This window comes from Streptomyces tubbatahanensis, from assembly GCF_022699385.1.
GTDB classification, from domain to species: domain Bacteria; phylum Actinomycetota; class Actinomycetes; order Streptomycetales; family Streptomycetaceae; genus Streptomyces; species Streptomyces diacarni.
Genome location: NZ_CP093846.1, coordinates 6,092,834 through 6,109,634, shown reverse-complemented (window position 1 = coordinate 6,109,634; position 16,801 = coordinate 6,092,834). Strand labels below are relative to the sequence as shown.

Here is a 16,801-nt window from a genome sequence, read left to right as displayed (position 1 = left end):
TTCATCGTCTCCATAGAAGCATTGCGTTGGACTCATCGACCAGCCGGGGATGACGCTGGGCCCATGAGCGGGAACAGCACAGATGTGATCGTCATCGGCGGTGGAACGGGCGGCTACAGCACGGCCCTTCGCGCCGCACACCTCGGCCTGGACGTCGCGTTGATCGAGCGCGATCTGGTCGGGGGCACCTGTCTGCACCGGGGCTGCGTGCCGAGCAAGGCGATGCTGCACGCCGCCGAACTGGTCGACGGGGTGTCCGAGGCACGCGAGAGGTGGGGCGTGAAGGCGACGCTGGACGGCGTCGACTGGGGCGCGCTGGTCGCCACCAGGGACGACATCGTCTCGCGCAACCACAAGGGCGTGGAGGGCCAACTGGTCAAGGCCGGCGTCACCGTGGTGCGGGGAACCGCCACGCTGGCCGGTCCGCGGGAGGTCGACGTCACCACCACGGCCCGCGGAGACGCCACGGCACACGGGGGAGGCGAGCGGTGGACGGCGCGGCGCGGTCTCGTGCTGGCGACCGGATCCAGGCCCCGTACGCTGCCGGGGCTGGAACCCGACGGGGCGCACATCGTCACCAGCGACGACGCTCTCTTCGCGCCGGGCCTGCCGCGCAGCGTGCTGGTGCTGGGCGGCGGCGCGATCGGTGTCGAGTACGCCTCCTTCCACCGCTCCATGGGCGCCGAGGTCACGCTGGTGGAGGCGGCGGACAGGCTGCTGCCCCTGGAGGACGAGGACACCAGCCGCCATCTGACCCGCGCGCTGAAGAAGCGCGGCATCACCGTGTTGACGGGCGCCAGGCTGCTGGACGCCCACCGCGTCGGGCCCGGCGTCGAGGCTCGCGTCCAGCCGGCCAGGGGCGACGCGGCGACGCTCGCCGCGGAACGGCTGCTGGTCGCGGTGGGGCGGGTCCCGGTCACCGACGGGCTGGGGCTCGCGGCGGCGGGGCTGGCGACCGACGCGCGGGGGTGTCTGCCGCCCGCGCGCTGGGACACCTTCGAGACGGCCGTCCCCGGCGTCCACGTCGTCGGCGACCTGCTGCCGCCGCCCTCCCTGGGGCTGGCGCACGCCTCGTTCGCGGAAGGGCTGGTCGTCGCCGAGACGCTGGCAGGCCTGGCGCCGCGCCCGGTGGACTACGCGGCCGTGCCGCGCGTGACCTACTCCAGCCCGCAGACGGCCTCGGTCGGCCTGAGCGAGGCCGAGGCCCGCGCGGCGGGGTACGAGGTGCGTGCCAACGTGCTGCCGCTGACGGCCACGGCCAAGGGCATGGTCCACGGCCAGGGCGGCATGGTGAAGGTCGTCGCCGAACAGGGCGGCGAGGGGCGGGTGCTGGGCGTCCACCTGGTGGGCCCGCACGTCTCCGAGATGATCGCCGAGTCCCAGCTCGCGGTCGCCTGGGACGCCGCACCCGCGGACATCGCCCAGCACATCCACCCGCACCCCACGCTGAGCGAGGCGGTCGGCGAAACGTTCCTCACGCTGGCCGGAAGGGGCCTGCACCAGCACGCGTGACGGCGGCCCGGAGCCGGGCGCGGACCACCGGGTGGCCGGGTGACCAGATCACCCGGTCACCCGGCCACCAGGTCACCGGGGAACGGCCGCCCTGTGGGGCTCCTCGTCCGCACCCGGACCGCCGCGCTGCACCAGGTGCGGGTCGGACAGGTCGCCGTGGGCCGCCGCACCCGGCGCGCGCTTCGTCGCGGACGACGGCAGGAACGCCGCGATCAGCAGGCCGAGGAGCGCGGCTCCCGAGGCGATGAGGAACGCGGTGCGGAAGCCGTCCAGGTTGGGCACGCGTGCCGCACCGAGCGGGCTGCTCATACGGGCGAGGACGACGCCGACCACGGCGCTCGACGTCGAGGTGCCGATCGACCGCATCAGCGTGTTCAGCCCGTTGGCCGCGCCGGACTCGGACGGGTCCACGGCGCCGAGGATGAGCGCGGGCATCGCGGAGTAGGCGATGCCGATGCCGACGCCGATCAGCACGGACAGCAGCACGGTCTGCCACACGGCGCTCAGCAGCACCGTGCCCAGCAGGTAGGAGGCGGCGAGGATCACCAGGCCGGTCATCAGCGACACCTTGGGCCCCCGCGCCTGGGACAGCCGCGCCGACAGCGAGGAGACGAGCATCATCGCGACGCCCATGGGCGCCACGCACAGCCCGGAGACGACCATCGACTGGCCCAGCCCGTAGCCGGTGGCGGCGGGCAGCTGGAGGATCTGGGGCAGCACGAGGGTGAGCGCGTAGAAGGCCAGCCCGACCATGATCGAGGCCAGGTTGGTCAGCAGGACCTGGCGGCGGACCGTGGTCCGCAGGTCCACGAGCGGGTCCTTGATGCGCAGTTCCAGCAGGCCCCACGCCAGGAAGATCAGCGCGGAGGCGCCCCACAGGCCGAGCACCGTCGGGCTGCCCCAGCCCCAGTCGCCGCCCTTGGAGATGGGCAGCAGCAGGGTCACCAGACCGGCGGTGAGTCCCAGGGTGCCCAGTACGTCGAACCTGCCCGGGGTCCGCAGCGGGGACTCGGGCACCAGGAGGAAGACCAGCACCATGGCCACCACGCCGATGCCCGCGGCGCCGAAGAACAGCACGTGCCAGTCGGTGTACTGGGCGATCCAGGCGGCCAGCGGCATCCCCAGCGCGCCGCCCACACCGAGCGAGGAGCTCATGAACGCCATGGCGGAGCCCAGCCGCTCGGGTGGCAGCTCGTCCCGCATGATGCTGATGCCCAGCGGGATGGCTCCCATGGCGAAGCCCTGCACGGCCCGCCCGGCCACCATCGGCACCAGCGCGGAGGTGAAGGCGCAGATCAGCGAGCCGAGGACCATCAGTCCGAGGCTGAGGAGCACGATCCGCCGCTTGCCGTACAGGTCACCGAGGCGCCCCATGATCGGCGTCGCGACAGCGCCCGACAGCAGCGTGGAGGTGATCACCCACGAGGCGTTGGATGTGGACGTGTCCAGCAGGGTGGGCAGTTGGGCGACGACCGGCACGATGAGCGTCTGCATGACGGCGACGGAGATCCCGCCGAACGCCAGGACAGGCACCAGCCACCGTCCGCCTCCCGGGCCCCGGGCCCCGGCTTCCCCCTCGGTGCGTATGTGCGCCCCGGCACTCGCTCCCACGCTCTCCCCCACGCGTCGACCCCGCCCTCTCGCTCTTCTGCTGTGTACGTTCCGCTGTCTACCACTCACGTGCAGCGTACAAATGAACTGCCGGGGGCCGTCCCGTATTCCGACGGGAGAGACGAGGCACACAACGCGCCCCCGCGCGTTTCTCGCGCCGCGCCGCGCACCGCCCTCCCGCGGTCTCGCGGTGCGCCTCGGCGGGTGACAGTGCGCGGCACCCCTCGGCGGGAGGGCTGTGCGGTACCTCAGTCGGTGCTCTCGCGCGGGACCAGCTTCAGCGAGACCGAGTTGATGCAGTAGCGCTGGTCCGTGGGGGTCGGGTAGCCCTCCCCCTCGAAGACGTGTCCGAGGTGGGAGCCGCAGCGGGCGCAGCGGACCTCGGTGCGGGCCATGCCCAGGGAGCGGTCGGTCAGCAGCTCGACGGCCTCGCTCTGCGCGGGGTCGTAGAAGCTGGTCCAGCCGCAGTGGGAGGCGAACTTGGTGTCGGAGCGGAACAGCTCGGCACCGCACCCCCGGCACTCGTACACGCCGGTCGTCTTCGTGTCGTTGTACTCGCCGGTGAACGGCCGCTCCGTACCGGCCTCGCGCAGCACGTGGTACTCCTCGGGCGTCAGCTCCGCCCGCCACTGCTCGTCGGTCCTGTCGACTTCGTATGCCATCTCGGCTCGCTCCTCGGTGCTCACTCTGCCAGCTTGGCGAGGATCCGGGGCCCCAGCTCGGTGACGTCCCCGGCCCCCATGGTGAGAACGAGATCACCGGACTCCGCCATTCCCGCCACGGCGGCCACCGCGTCCTCGGGCGCTTCGACCCCGCGCACCGCGGCCCCCGCCGCCTGCGCCGCGTCGGTGATCAGCGCGCTGGTGACGCCCGGGATCGGGTCCTCGCGCGCCGGGTAGACCGGCAGCACGACCGACCCGTCGGCCAGCGCGAGCGCCTCGCCCATCTCCTTGCCGAGCTCCTGGGTGCGGCTGAAGAGGTGCGGCTGGAAGACGACCAGGACCCGCCCCTCCCCCGCGCCGCCGCGGATGGCCTCCAGGTCGGCGGCCATCTCGGTGGGGTGGTGGGCGTAGGAGTCGATCACCTGCACGCCGCCGGTGAGCCCCTTGAGCTGGAGCCTGCGCTTGACGCCCGTGTAGGAGCCCAGCGCCCGCGAAAGGTCGCCCGCCGGCACGCCGAGCGCCGCGCCCGCCGTGAGCGCGGCCACCGCGTTGAGCGCGTAGTGCCTGCCGGGGACCGAGACGCCGAAGGTCAGCTCCTCGCCGTCGAGCACCACGGCGACCTCGCTGGTCAGCCCCTTCGGGGTGATCCGCAGGACCCGCACGTCGGCGTCCTCCGCCTCGCCGTACGTACGCACCGTGAGGGTGTTATCGCCCTCGGTTCGCAGGCGGCGCGTCAGTTCCCGCGCGCCCTCGTGGTCGGCGGAGACGACGAGCGTGCCGCCCTCCGCGATCCGCCCGGCGAAGAGGCCGAAGGACTCGTAGATCTCCTCCATGGACGCGTAGTTCGCGTGGTGGTCGAGTTCGACGTTGAGCACGATCGCCACCTCGGGCGCGTACTTGTGGAAGCTGCGGTCGCTCTCGTCCGCCTCCGCCACGAAGATCTCGCCCGTGCCCTGGTGGGCGTTCGACCCGGGGCCCTCCAGATCGCCGCCGATCGCGTACGAGGGGTCCAGGCCCAGATCGGCCAGGCTGACGGCGAGCATCGAGGTCGTCGTCGTCTTCCCGTGCGTGCCGGCCACGGCCAGCGGCCGCAGCCCCGCCATCAGCGCGGCGAGCGCGTCGGCGCGGTGCAGCACCGGCAGGCCCCGCCGCCTGGCCTCGGCCATCTCCGGGTTGTCCTCCCGGATCGCGCTGGAGACCACGACCACGGTCGCGTCGGGCGCCAGGTGACCCGCGGCGTGCCCGATGTGCACGGTGACGCCGAAACCACGCAGCGCGTCAGCCGTCGCGGACTCCCGCGCGTCGCTGCCCGCGACCCGCGCCCCCCGCACCGCCAGGATCTTCGCGATACCGGACATCCCCGCGCCACCGACCCCGATGAAGTGCGGCCGCTCCATGGCGGGAGGGAGGGAGGGAGTGACGGCAGCGGTCATACGTGCGTCTCCTGGCTGGCTCAACAACGGACTGCGGAACGCGCCCAGCCTATGCGGTACGGCCCCGCCGCCACGCCGGCCCTCACTCCTCGTTGTGCGCGAACAACTTCAGCACCGGCACGCCCACCTTGTGCCGGGCCCGCGAGGCCCAGTCCCGGTGGAAGAACTCCTCCACCAGGTGGGGGGCCGTCAAGACGATCACCTCGTCGGCGCGGGTCTGCTCCGCGACGGACTTCAGGACGTCGAGAGGGTGCTCGTCGACGATCTGCCCGACCGCCTCCGACCCCGCGTCTCTGAGCCGTTTGAGGGAGAGCTCGAGGAACTGTTCGGCGGGCCCGACGGCCTCGCCGCCCTCGGGCTCCTCCCCCTCGTGCACGACCTGGTCCAGCTCCCCGAGGGCCACGTCGTCCAGCGCCCGCAGCAACCTGTCCTGGTCACCGCGCGGCTGGAGGAGGACGACGAAGGAGACGGGCTCCTCGCCGTGCAGCGTCGTCACCATCTCCACGTCGGTCTGCACCAGCGGCTTCTCGATCATCAGCACTGTCGTGATCACGACGGGCGCCCCTTCTCCTGTCGGAAAGAAACCATCCTGCGCTTGTCAGTCTGCCCAGCAGGACGAAAAGCGGAACGTCTCATTCCGCTCGATCCGTGCCGGTCCGCGCCCTGCGGTACCGCGTGAACAGGAACCCGCCCTCCTCCAGCACCCCTTCGAGCGTGAACTCGTCCGGGTCCGGCAGCAGGGGCCCGTTCATGATCCGCGGAGCCGGGCCCGCCACGATCCGCGGGGCGATCGACAAGCACAGCTCGTCGAGTACCCGGGCGTCGGCCAACTCCCCCAACAGCTTCGGGCCGCCCTCCGTCAGCTGCCGCCGCAGGCCCCGCGCGGCCAGCGCCGCGGGCACCCGCGCCGGGTCCACCGCCGCCCCCTCCCCCGCGAAGACCACCTCGGCGCCGGCCTCACGGGCACGCGCCACCCGGTCCTCGGGCGCGCCCCGCCCGGTCAGCAGCAGCGTCGGCACGACGGGCTCGGTGAACAGCGGCTGCGTGAAGTCCAGCTCCAGGCCCGCGCTGACGACGGCGATGGCGGGCACCGGCGCCTGCCCCAGCGCGGCGCGGCGGTCGGCGAAGCCCGAGCGCCGCTTCGCGGGGCGGTACCCCTCCTGCCGCACGGTCTGCGCGCCGACGACCACGACGTCCGCCAGTGCCCGCAGCACCCCGAAGATCCGCATGTCGGCCTCGCACGAGAGCGGCTGGGAGCGGCCCTGGTGGTGGATGGCGCCGTCCAGCGAGGCCACCATGTTGCCGCGCAGCCAGGAGTCGGCACCGCCGGAACCCTCGCCCAGCGGCGGGTAGGCGTACTCCTCGGCGATCTCCTCGACGCTCCACTGGGGAGCGGTCCTGCGGTCGGTACTCGGGTGGAACAGGCGTCGCATGGGCCGCAGTGTGGCACGGCGCACGCCGGGCGGGCGGCACACCGCCCGCACTCGGCCGACTAGCATGACAATCGTGTCAACGACCGAAGCCCACATATCCCCAGCCGGCTGCGGCCCCGCCGGCGCCGCGGCGGACGGGGCTCCCGTCGCGCTCGCCGACCGCGAGCCGCACGTTCCGGCGGAGCAGCTGGTGGCCGAGATGGTCCCGCCGCCGCGCTTCGACGGTGTGCGCTTCGCCACATACCTTCCCGATCCCGCGCAGCCCAGCCAGACCGAGGCCGTCCAGGTGCTGAGCGCGTTCGCCGAGGGCCTCGGCGGCGGAGCGGGCCGTACGGCCGGCGCACGCAGGCGCTGGTTTCGGCGCGAGCCCAGGCAGCAGGCCCCCGAGGGCCCGCGCGGCGTCTACCTGGACGGCGGGTACGGCGTCGGCAAGACGCACCTGCTCGCCTCGCTGTGGCACGCGGCCCCGGCCGCGCCCGAGCGCAAGGCGTTCGGCACCTTCGTGGAGCTGACCAACCTGGTGGGCGCGCTCGGCTTCCAGCAGACCGTCCGCACCCTGGCAGAACACCAGCTGCTGTGCATCGACGAGTTCGAACTGGACGACCCCGGCGACACGGTGCTGGTCTCCAGCCTGCTGTCACGGCTCGTGGACAACGGCGTGGCGCTGGCCGCCACCTCGAACACCCTGCCGGGCAAGCTCGGCGAAGGGCGGTTCGCGGCCGCCGACTTCCTCCGCGAGATCCAGGGCCTGTCCGCGCACTTCCGCACGCTGCGCATCGACGGCGAGGACTACCGCCACCGCGGGCTGCCCGAGGCGCCGCAGCCGTACACCGACGACCAGGTCACCCGCACCGCCCAGCGGACCGCCGGCGCCTCCCTCGACGCCTTCCCCACCCTGCTCGGGCACCTCTCCCGGGTCCACCCCAGCCGGTACGGCGAACTGGTCAAGGGCGTCGACGCGGTCTGCCTCACGGGCGTGGCCCCGGTGCCCGACCAGTCGACGGCCCTGCGCCTGGTGGTGCTCGCCGACCGGCTCTACGACCGCGAAGTGCCCGTCGTCGCCGCCGGAGTGCCGTTCGACCAGCTGTTCAGCGAGGACATGCTCCAGGGCGGCTACCGCAAGAAGTACTTCCGGGCGATATCCCGGCTGACCGCACTCGCCCGGGACGGCAAGGCGCTCGCGGACGCGCAGCAAGCGGACGCGCAGCAAGCGGACGCGTAGCAATCAGTGCCCGGCAATCGGCCGCGCGGCAATCAGTTGCGTCCTGGGCGGTGTGGGCACCTCGGCGTGCGTGGTACACACACTCGGGTCACCTGTCCGCCAACAGGAGAGAGTGCCCGATGCCCACGACACGACGCCAAGCGCTGGCAAGAACCGGAGCCGTTGGGGCGGCCGTCGCCTTCAGCGGCGCGCTCTCGGAATTGTTCACAGGGACCGCCGCGGCCCAGGCCACCGGCGGCAGCGCGGGTTACGGCCCGCTCGTCCCCGATCCCGACGGACTGCTCGACCTGCCCGAAGGCTTCCGCTACAAGGTTCTGTCCACCGAGGGCGACCGGCTCCGCTCCGGTGAGGGCAAGGTGCCCAGCAACTGCGACGGCATGTCCGCCTTCCCCGCGCGCCACGGCCACGGCCACGGCCACGGCAAGGGACACGGCCACGGGAAGGGACACACCTGGCTCGTCCGCAACCACGAGAACCGCAAGGACTCACGCGTCCCGGTACCCACCGTCGAGGGGCTGACCTACGACCCCGAGGGCGAGGGCGGCTGCACCGTCCTCGAACTGGACGGCGACAACGACGTGCTGACCGAACGCGTCGGCATCGCCGGCACCTCCACCAACTGCGCGGGCGGCCCCAGCCTGTGGGACACCTGGCTCACCTGCGAGGAGACCGAGTTCACCGCGGGCGAGGAGGGCTACACCAAGGACCACGGCTTCGTCTTCGAGGTCGGCTTCGACAGCCGTCGCCCCACCTCGGTCGAGCCGCTGAAGGACATGGGCCGCTTCCAGCACGAGGCCGTCGCCTTCGACCCGCACAGCGGCGTCGTCTACGAGACCGAGGACGCCTTCGACGCGCCGTTCGGCCTCTTCTACCGCTTCCTGCCCCGCAAGCCCCGGGGCGGTTACGGCTCACTGCACGCGGGCGGCACGCTGGAGGCCATGCGCGTGCCCGGCGTGGCCGACCTGTCCTCCGTCACCGAGACGGGAACCACCTTCGAGAACATCGAGTGGGTCGAGGTTCCCGACCCGGTGGCCAAGGAAACCCCCATCCGCTTCCAGGACTTCGGCAAGGGCGGCATCACCCACGCCCAGAAGCTGGAGGGCTGCTACTGGGGCGGCTCCTGCGTCTACTTCGTCTCCAGCTACGCGCGCAGCTCCGAGGGGTCGCAGCGCGACCACTTCGGGCAGATCTGGCGGTACGACCCGCGCCGCCGCCGCCTCACGCTCGTCATCCTCTTCGGCCCCGACACCGACGTGCAGCTGCCGGGCGAGGAGCCCGACAACATCTGCCTCGCGCCCAGCGGGGGCCTGATGGTGTGCGAGGACGGCGCCGGCGCCCAGCACGTCTTCGGCCTCACCCGGCACGGCACCGTCTACCCGATGGCGCGGGGCGCCCAGAACATCGGCACCCCCGAGGAGCCGGAGTGGGGCGAGTTCGCGGGCGTCACCTTCGCCCCCGACGGACGCACCATGTACGTCAACTGCTACACGCCCGGCACCACCTTCGCGGTGACCGGCCCCTGGCGGCACTGACACCGTCCCGCCCCCGGGGAAGTTCCCGGGGGCGGGCTCTCACGGGCGGCGGGCCGCCACGGCGCAGGCGGCGCACGCGGCGAGCCCCGCCACCCCCAGCGCGCACAGCAGCGGCACCCACGGCACGTCCACGCTTCCCCGCGCCGAGGCGCGGGACAGCGCGGCGACCGCCGCACGCGCAGGCGAGGCGCCCGCCACCAGAGCCGCGACCGTCCCCAGCAGGGACGCCGCCACCGCGTAGCCCCGCGACCTGAGCAGCGGGCGGTTGCACAACACGCCCACGGCCGTCCCCACCAGCACGCACGTGAGGACCCCGCACACGCCGGCCACCACCGCGGACGCGGCGGGGACGGCGTCCCCGCCGTCCGTGCTCCCCCGGCTGCTCACCGCCGTGACGAGGCCCACCGCCGCCGCTCCCAGCACGGCGGCCGCCACCGCACCGGCCGCGACACCCCCGAGGTGGGCGCGGCCGGGCCCCGTGGCGGCCGCGGCGCAGTGCCGGGCCGCGGCCGGCTCGGCCGTCACGCAGACGCGCACCAGCCACACCGCGGTGGGCAGCAGCGCGGCGGCGGCGAACCCGAGGGAGTCCAGCACCGGATCGCCCGCGCGCACGCCGACCGCCAGGAGCGCCGCGTACAGCAGCAGCGGCGCGAGCCAGCGCTGGGAGCGCAGGAGTACCGCGAGCTGGTAGCGCGTCAGTGCGCGTGTCTCTCTCATCCCCGTCCCGCCTCCCCGGAGTTCCCCTCTTGCACGGCGTGCTCCCCGCGGGCGGCGTGCTCCCGTACGGAGCGCACGTGCCAGCTCGGGTGCGCCGCCAGCAGCGTGCGCAGGGCCGCGTCCGAGGCGGCGGCGGGCACGGTCAGGGACAGCACACCGCCCGGGGTCACCCGGCAGCGGGCACCGCGCGGCAGCCCGGCAGGCGCACCGGCACCCGGCGTCCCCCGCGCCTCGATGCGGAAGTGGGCCTCCCCCAGATGCGGTTCGGCACCCGCGCGAGAGCGCGGGACGCGGTGCGCCCTCTCCACCCGGCCGCCCGCCGCGACCCGTACGACGGCGTCCGCCTCCGCCGCCAGTCGCGCGGGGTCGTGATCCACGAAGACCACCGCTCCGCCCTCGGCGACCCGCTCGCGCACCACCTCGTCGAGGACCGCGCGGGCCGGCTGGTCGAGACCGGTCCACGCCTCGTCGAGCACCAGCAGGGGAGGACGCCCGACGAGGGCCTGGGCCACGGCCACCTTCTGGCTGCTGCCCTTGGACAGCTCCCGCATACGCGTGCCCGCGTACCGGCCCGCGCCGAGGCGCTCCAGCCAGCGCGCGCCCTCCCGGGCGGCCGCACGCCCGCGCAGCCCGCGCACGCGTCCCAGGTGGGTGACGTATGCGGCAGCGGTCAGCGGCAGGGTGGCGGGGAAGCGTTCGGGGACGTATCCGCGCGCCCCTGGCAGCCCCCGCACCCGGCCCGCGCTCGGGGCCTCGATCCCGGCCAGCAGCCGAAGCAGGGTGGACTTGCCGGTGCCGTTGCCGCCTTCGACGCGCAGCAGGGTGCCCGCGCGCACCTCCAGGTCGACGCCGCGCAGCACCCACGTCCCGCCCACCCGGTACCGGCGCCCCACGGCGTCCAGCGTGACAGCCCAGCTCATGGGGGCCACGCTAGCCGCTGGCAGACTGACCAGGTGACCGATTCCCCCTCTGCGACCTCCCCGGAGCCCGCCGCGTCCCGCGAGCAGCCCGCCGCCGAGCCCGACCGCTACGTCCTGCCCCTCGTCGTCCGCATCGAGCGCACCGACCCGCCCGCACGCACGGACGCGCTCCAGACGGCGGCCCGCGCGGTACTGGCGCTGCTGTCCGATCCGCGCACGGTGGAGGAGACGGGGGCGTGGCACACGCGGGTGCGGCGCTGGGAGGACCGGCAGATCCGCAAGGTGGTGCGGCGGGCGCGGGGCGCCGAGTGGCGGCGCACGGAAGCGCTGGACGGGCTGACGGTGACCGGCGAGCGCGCCGAGGTACGCGTCTTCCCGCCGGTCCCGCTCGACGGCTGGCCCAAGGAGCTGGCGCGGCTCCAGGTCTCCGGCACCGACCTGGCGGAGACCGGGCCTCTGCCCGCACCGGACACCGGGACACCCGTGCTGTGGCTCAACCCCGGTCTTGAGATGTCGGCGGGCAAGGCGATGGCGCAGGCGGGCCACGGCGCGCAGCTCGCCTGGTGGCGGCTGGATCCCGCCGCGCGGGCCGCCTGGCGCGAGGCGGGCTTCCCCCTCGCGGTGCGCCCGGCACACGACACCGCGCACTGGCACGACCTGACCACCGGCGGGCTCCCGGTCGTCCAGGACGCCGGGTTCACCGAGATCGCCCCCGGGGAAACCGTCGCCGTCGAGGGGGGCAGCCGATGGGCCCCCCTTCCGCGCGAAGCGCGGCAGTAGCGCACGGCCCCGCGCCGACGTCTCGGCAGCCCGCGGGGCGCCGGACGTAGCGGACACCAGGCAGGCCTGCCGGCGTGCGCCGTACACGCCGTCGGCGGGCGCCGCACAGCCGGTCGGCAGCGCGCTCCACACTTTTCACTCCCATCCCTTGGCTCACGCGGCCGTTGCCCCCAACACTGGGCGGCCACGGGAAGGTCCCCACGGACAGGACAGGAGCGACGAGGGAGCGGGATGGCTTCGCCCGACCGGCAGGACGGCAGCACCGAAGGCCGCGGGTTCCTCGGACACCCGCGGGGGCTGGCGACGCTCTTCTTCACGGAGGCATGGGAGCGCTTCTCGTACTACGGGATGAGAGCCATCCTGCTGTACTACATGTACGAGGAGGTACGCGACGGCGGCCTCGGCATCGACGAGGGAACGGCCAGCTCGCTGATCGCGGTCTACGGCGCGGCCATCTACATGGCGGCGATCGCCGGCGGCTGGGTGAGCGACCGGCTGCTGGGGGCGCGGCGTGCCACGCTGTGGGGCGGTCTCCTCATCATGTGCGGGCACCTGTGCCTGGCCACACCCCTCGGGAAAACGGCGCTCTTCACCTCGATGGCCTTCATCGTCGTGGGCACCGGCCTGCTCAAGCCCAACGTCTCCGTGTCGGTCGGCAGGCTGTACGCGCCGGGAGACACACGCCGCGACGCCGGGTTCTCCCTCTACTACATGGGCATCAGCGTCGGTGCGGTACTGGCCCCCCTCCTGGTGGGCTGGCTCGGCCAAAGCTACGACTACCACCTCGGTTTCGGGCTCGCGGCGGCGGGCATGGCAGTCGGCCTGCTCGTCTACGCACGTGGCCGACGGCAGCTGAGCAGCACCGACCTGCTCGCGCCCCACCCCCTGCGCAAGCGGCCCGGGGACGGCACACCGCGCGCCGTGTGGCTGACCGCGGGCTCGCTCGCCCTCCTCCTCGCGCCGGCCACCGTGGCCGCGGTGGCCGGTGCGGTGACCGTGGAGCGGGTCGTGGACTTCCTCAGCGTGCTGGCCGTGGCCCTGCCGGTCGGGTACTTCACGATGATGCTCCGCAGCAGGCGGACCACGCCCGCCGAACGGCGCCGGGTACGCGGTTACCTCCCCCTGTTCGTCGCGGCGGTCTTCTTCTGGCTCATCCAGGAGCAGGGCGCCAGCGTCCTCGCCCAGTACGCCGACCACAGCACCGATCTGGACGCTCTCGGCTTCGAGATCCCCTCCTCCTGGTTCCAGTCGACCGGCTCCTTCGTCCTCATCGTGCTGACGCCGCTCTTCGCGGTGCTGTGGGTGCGGTTGGGCCCGCGGGCCCCGTCCGCGCCGGTCAAGTTCGGCTCCGGGCTGGTACTGGCCGGGCTCTCCTACGTACTGCTCGTCCTGCCCGCGATGCAGCCCGGCAAGAGCAACCCGCTGTGGCTGCTGGGCAGTTTCGCGATCCTCACCGTCGGCGAACTGCTGCTCTCCCCCATCGGCCTGTCGGTGACAACACAGGTGGCACCTGCCGCGTTCGCCACCCGGATGATGGGGTTGTGGCTGGCCTCCAACGCGGCGGCCCAGGGGATATCGGCGCAGGTCGTCCAAGTCTACGACCGCGCGCATGCGGCAGGTTACTTCGCGGTGGTGGGCGGGGCCGGTGTCGCGGTGGGCCTCCTGCTCCTCACCGCGGCCCCCGTGATCAACCGCGGGGTGGGCACGCCGGACGACGGTACGGCGAAGGCCCCTTCGGGACGGCCCGGGCCCGCCGGGCAGAACCCCACCGGCGCGCACGTGCCCGGCACCCGGCGTGCGGCGCCTCACCCGTCCGGTGACGAGGGCCCACGTACCGGCGGTGGGGAGCCCGCCGCGGAGCCCGGGCCACGGCGGGAGTAGCCCGGCCGGCCGGCCGGGCTACGACGAGGACGGGGCAGGAGCGTGCGTGGTCCTCTCCGCGCCCGAACCGAGCGGAGAAGGCCCACGCTGCGCGCCCTGCCCTCACGGCCGGGCGGAGAGCGCCGGCCGTATCCGGTCTGCGTCCGGCACCACGCTCCTCAGAGGCCGCCCACCTTGACCGGGAACTTCTGGATTGTGGCGATGGTTGTGTCCGGGTCGTCGGGAAGGACCAGATCGATCGGGTTCTGCAACTTGTACATCGCTCCGTCGGGCGGGAAGGCGTCCATCTGCCCGACGAGCTTGCCGGGGTTCTTCGTCGTCAGTACCAGGGGCTCGCCCTGCGCGGCCCTGACCTGTGCCTGCTGAGGCGGGTTCTCGATCGTGACGTCGAGGTCGAGGTACAGGACTTGTTCGAGCTTCGGCGGGAAGCCCGAGGTGAGGCTGATGAGGTTGTCCGGGTTCACCTCCGTGTCCTTCTTGTCGAGGGTGATCCGGCCGGGCAGGGCCTGCGCGGCCATACCGCGGGCGGAGTTCGGGGTGCCGGTGAGGTGGAAGCGGGGCACGGCCGCACGGACCGCTTCGGCCGGATTCTTGCCCGGTGCCTTGCTGATCTCGAAGCGCAGGTCACCCGTCAGGTCGACGGTGTAGGTGTGCTCTCCGAGCTTGAGCTGTGCGCCCTTCGCGGTGACGTCCAGATCGAAGGACTCACCGGGAGACGGGGGCTTGAGCTGGGGCATGAGAAAACCTCTCACTGTAGAGGGCTGGCGTGTTCTGACAACGCCTTTATGCCCGCACATCACCCGAACAGCCGAAAAAGCGGGTCAACAACCCGAAAGGACTGTAAGCCCTATGAGGGGAAAGTAACTCCGGTCCTCTGCCGCGTCTGTCATACCCCTGACAGCTGGCCACAGATGGTGGCATCCTCCTCACTGGGCGCAATGCGCCGCGCGCGGGGGGCGCGCGAGGGGGATCGGGGTGCGGGAGATGACACAGGCGTACACACCGGGCGCGGGGCCATTCAGCCCCGTGGGCCCCGCGGGACTGGTACCGCTGGTGGGCGAGTGCCTGGAGTTGCCGCCCGAGGCGGAGCGGCCCCTCGTCGTGCTGCTCGGGCCGCACGGCGCGGGCGCGAGCGAGGCGCACGGGGCGCTGCTGGCGCGGTTCGGTACGGACCGAGCGCCGTTCGCCTACCTCAACTTCGGCTCCGAACAGCCCCTGCGGCCCCGGTACGCGCTGGGTCTGATCGCACGGCAGCTGGAGCGGAAACTCGCCCGCTACCGGGTCTCGCGCTTCCCCCGGCTGACGCTCGGACTGCTGGCCTCCGACACCGACGTCGGTGATCTGAGCACCGTCTCACGGCGGGACCAGCGCCGGGACCTCCACCGCCGCCTGAGTACGTTCGAGAACAGCGCCTTCGCGGCGCACGGCGACTATCTGTCCGGCTTCCTCCAGGTCGGCCAGTCGGCGCTGGGGCTCCCCCTCGGTATCCCCGCGGTGTTCCAGGACATGGTCCAGGGCACGGCCAGGGAGGGCGCCCGCATGGTCTCGGGCCTGCTGTCGCGGCACCGGTTCGCCGAGAGCGCGCGCTGGTACGCCGGACACCAGTCGGCCGGCGGCTCCAACCCGTGGGACGCGGTGATCGAGCTCAACCACTGGCGCCGGGGCTCCTCGGCCGAGGCGGCAACGCTCGACCGCGTTTTGTGCGCGGCGTTCCTGGAGGACCTGCGGCGCAACGCGGAGCTGTCGTTCGCGCCGCCCTCGTACCTGCTGCTGCTCGACGGCTGCCACACGCGTCACGGAAGGCACTTCCTCGACCTGCTGGTCAGGGCGCGCGAGGACGCCCGTACCGCGGCCCGGCGCGCCGGCCGTCCCGAGGCGGAGGCAGGCGATCCCCTCACCGTGGTCGCCAGCGTCCACAGGTGGCTGCCGGAGTGGGGCTCGTCCACCGGCGAGCAGTGGGGCTGGTCCGCCTCCGCGCCCGACGCCGCGTCGCTTCACGACTGGCGCGGGCGCAGGCCGCGCGGGGACGGCGCCGCCTGGTATCCGCTGCGGCTGCGGGATCTGACGCTGGACGAGGTGCACTTCCAGCTCTCGGACCGGCCCCGGCGCGACGCGACGCTCACCCCGTTCGTGCACCGCCTCACCTGCGGGCTGCCCCGCGCCGTGGAACAAGTGCTGACGCTGCTCGACCAGGCGGACCTGCCGTCGGGCGGCGGACACGAGCGTGAACTGTGGCTGCGCCGCCTGCCGGACAGGCCCCTGCCGGGACACCCCGCGCAGGGCCGGCACCGCGAACGCCGGGAAGCGCACAGCACCGGGCGCGAGCCACCGCCCGCGGCCTTGGAGGGTGCGGGGCTGGCGCAGGTCGCGCTGGGCCCCCTGCTGGCCGACTTCGACGACGCCGAACGGACGGCGCTGGCAATGTGCGCCGCGACGCCCGACCTGTCCGTCGGGTACCGGGTGCTCGCGGGCGGCGGCGATGCGGCGGGCGTCCAGGCCGGCGGTTCCCTGTTCGGCAAGGCGCACGCCGGGTTCCTGCTCGCCCCCGGGCCGCGCAGCGGCCGTCTCGTGTTGCACCCCTGGCCGCGTCGGCTGCTGCTGTGGCAGCTCGCGGAACGGCCCGCCGAGTGGGTCACCGCGCACCAGCGGATGAGCGATCACCACGCCGCCGAGGGGCAGCCGCTGCGCGCGATGTACCACCGGCTGGCCCTGCACCAGATCGGCGCGGTCACCGCCTTCTTGGTGCGGCGCCTGGACGAGGTGGACACGCCCGGGTGGGTCGCCGAACTCGACGCCGTGGCCGCGGCCCCCAACCTGGTGCCCAAGGACAAGGTCTACCGCGACGTTTTGGGCCCGCTCACCCACGATCCCGCGGCGGGCAGCAGGATCGAAGCCGCGGTGCGCGCCCTGTTGGTGGCCCGCTGGCTGTGGAGCGACCCGCTCACCGACCCCGAGCGGGGGCTCGGGCCGACGCTGGCGGCCCGGTTCGAGCGGCTGTCCGAGGAGCACGCCGGCAGCGACAGCCTCCACCTGCTCAACGAGGCCGACCGCTACCGCAGTTGGATCCATCCGCAGACGTGCGCAGAGGAAGGGTGAAG

14 protein-coding genes are annotated in these 16,801 nt (G+C 73.3%); 6 read left to right on the top strand and 8 right to left on the bottom strand.

Going from position 1 to position 16,801, the window contains the following annotated elements:
• The first annotated feature begins 63 nt into the window (after window positions 1–63).
• A complete protein-coding gene (lpdA, locus tag MMF93_RS26270) occupies window positions 64–1,512 on the top strand; it encodes a dihydrolipoyl dehydrogenase (protein ID WP_242755351.1) in 1,449 nt (482 codons plus the stop codon).
• A gap of 72 nt (window positions 1,513–1,584) precedes the next feature.
• Here the strand turns inward: lpdA and MMF93_RS26265 are convergent, their stop codons facing one another.
• The 5 genes from MMF93_RS26265 to MMF93_RS26245 all read right to left on the bottom strand — a co-directional run bounded on the left by MMF93_RS26265 (window position 1,585) and on the right by MMF93_RS26245 (window position 6,651).
• Window positions 1,585–3,135, bottom strand: coding sequence for an MFS transporter (locus MMF93_RS26265; protein WP_423835531.1), 1,551 nt, complete (start codon window positions 3,133–3,135; stop codon window positions 1,585–1,587).
• A gap of 236 nt (window positions 3,136–3,371) precedes the next feature.
• Window positions 3,372–3,785 (bottom strand): peptide-methionine (R)-S-oxide reductase MsrB, encoded by a 414-nt coding sequence (msrB, locus tag MMF93_RS26260; RefSeq protein WP_242755349.1) that lies wholly within the window; start codon window positions 3,783–3,785, stop codon window positions 3,372–3,374.
• A gap of 20 nt (window positions 3,786–3,805) precedes the next feature.
• Window positions 3,806–5,218 (bottom strand): UDP-N-acetylmuramate--L-alanine ligase, encoded by a 1,413-nt coding sequence (murC, locus tag MMF93_RS26255; RefSeq protein ID WP_242755347.1) that lies wholly within the window; start codon window positions 5,216–5,218, stop codon window positions 3,806–3,808.
• A gap of 82 nt (window positions 5,219–5,300) precedes the next feature.
• Window positions 5,301–5,771, bottom strand: coding sequence for an indole-3-glycerol phosphate synthase (locus MMF93_RS26250; protein ID WP_242755345.1), 471 nt, complete (start codon window positions 5,769–5,771; stop codon window positions 5,301–5,303).
• A 79-nt stretch (window positions 5,772–5,850) separates the two neighbouring features.
• Window positions 5,851–6,651, bottom strand: a complete 801-nt coding sequence (locus MMF93_RS26245; protein WP_242755344.1) for a pyrimidine reductase family protein — start codon at window positions 6,649–6,651, stop codon at window positions 5,851–5,853.
• Window positions 6,652–6,715: 64 nt separating this feature from the next.
• On the opposite strand from MMF93_RS26245, the gene zapE reads away from it, so the two are divergent.
• Together zapE and MMF93_RS26235 are read left to right on the top strand one after the other, a co-directional pair.
• Entirely contained in the window at window positions 6,716–7,873 is a 1,158-nt protein-coding gene (gene zapE / locus MMF93_RS26240; RefSeq protein WP_242755342.1) for a cell division protein ZapE, read from the top strand.
• A 119-nt stretch (window positions 7,874–7,992) separates the two neighbouring features.
• Window positions 7,993–9,405 (top strand): alkaline phosphatase PhoX, encoded by a 1,413-nt coding sequence (locus tag MMF93_RS26235; protein WP_242755340.1) that lies wholly within the window; start codon window positions 7,993–7,995, stop codon window positions 9,403–9,405.
• A 39-nt stretch (window positions 9,406–9,444) separates the two neighbouring features.
• Here MMF93_RS26235 and MMF93_RS26230 read toward each other — a convergent pair whose 3' ends face one another.
• Window positions 9,445–10,122, bottom strand: a complete 678-nt coding sequence (locus MMF93_RS26230; protein ID WP_242755337.1) for an ABC transporter — start codon at window positions 10,120–10,122, stop codon at window positions 9,445–9,447.
• Entirely contained in the window at window positions 10,119–11,042 is a 924-nt protein-coding gene (locus MMF93_RS26225; protein ID WP_242755336.1) for an ATP-binding cassette domain-containing protein, read from the bottom strand. Before MMF93_RS26225 ends, MMF93_RS26230 begins: the two co-directional genes overlap by 4 nt.
• Window positions 11,043–11,075: 33 nt before the next feature.
• Between MMF93_RS26225 and MMF93_RS26220 the strand changes: the two genes are divergently transcribed.
• A complete protein-coding gene (locus tag MMF93_RS26220) occupies window positions 11,076–11,822 on the top strand; it encodes a peptidyl-tRNA hydrolase (RefSeq protein WP_423835530.1) in 747 nt (248 codons plus the stop codon).
• Window positions 11,823–12,053: 231 nt separating this feature from the next.
• Window positions 12,054–13,703: a peptide MFS transporter gene (locus MMF93_RS26215; RefSeq protein ID WP_242755334.1), complete on the top strand. Its 1,650-nt coding sequence runs from the start codon at window positions 12,054–12,056 to the stop codon at window positions 13,701–13,703.
• A gap of 158 nt (window positions 13,704–13,861) precedes the next feature.
• On the opposite strand, the gene MMF93_RS26210 is transcribed toward MMF93_RS26215, so the two are convergent.
• Entirely contained in the window at window positions 13,862–14,440 is a 579-nt protein-coding gene (locus MMF93_RS26210; protein WP_242755332.1) for a hypothetical protein, read from the bottom strand.
• 247 nt (window positions 14,441–14,687) lie between these two features.
• Between MMF93_RS26210 and MMF93_RS26205 the strand changes: the two genes are divergently transcribed.
• A complete protein-coding gene (locus MMF93_RS26205) occupies window positions 14,688–16,799 on the top strand; it encodes a hypothetical protein (protein WP_242755330.1) in 2,112 nt (703 codons plus the stop codon).
• Window positions 16,800–16,801: the final 2 nt, after the last annotated feature.

Coding starts and splice junctions, on each gene's coding strand:
- lpdA (WP_242755351.1), top strand. CDS start 64: ATGAGCGGGAACAGCACAGATGTGATCGTCATCGGCGGTGGAACGGGC.
- msrB (WP_242755349.1), bottom strand. CDS start 3,785: ATGGCATACGAAGTCGACAGGACCGACGAGCAGTGGCGGGCGGAGCTG.
- murC (WP_242755347.1), bottom strand. CDS start 5,218: ATGACCGCTGCCGTCACTCCCTCCCTCCCTCCCGCCATGGAGCGGCCG.
- MMF93_RS26245 (WP_242755344.1), bottom strand. CDS start 6,651: ATGCGACGCCTGTTCCACCCGAGTACCGACCGCAGGACCGCTCCCCAG.
- zapE (WP_242755342.1), top strand. CDS start 6,716: ATGACAATCGTGTCAACGACCGAAGCCCACATATCCCCAGCCGGCTGC.
- MMF93_RS26235 (WP_242755340.1), top strand. CDS start 7,993: ATGCCCACGACACGACGCCAAGCGCTGGCAAGAACCGGAGCCGTTGGG.
- MMF93_RS26230 (WP_242755337.1), bottom strand. CDS start 10,122: ATGAGAGAGACACGCGCACTGACGCGCTACCAGCTCGCGGTACTCCTG.
- MMF93_RS26225 (WP_242755336.1), bottom strand. CDS start 11,042: ATGAGCTGGGCTGTCACGCTGGACGCCGTGGGGCGCCGGTACCGGGTG.
- MMF93_RS26215 (WP_242755334.1), top strand. CDS start 12,054: ATGGCTTCGCCCGACCGGCAGGACGGCAGCACCGAAGGCCGCGGGTTC.
- MMF93_RS26210 (WP_242755332.1), bottom strand. CDS start 14,440: ATGCCCCAGCTCAAGCCCCCGTCTCCCGGTGAGTCCTTCGATCTGGAC.
- MMF93_RS26205 (WP_242755330.1), top strand. CDS start 14,688: ATGACACAGGCGTACACACCGGGCGCGGGGCCATTCAGCCCCGTGGGC.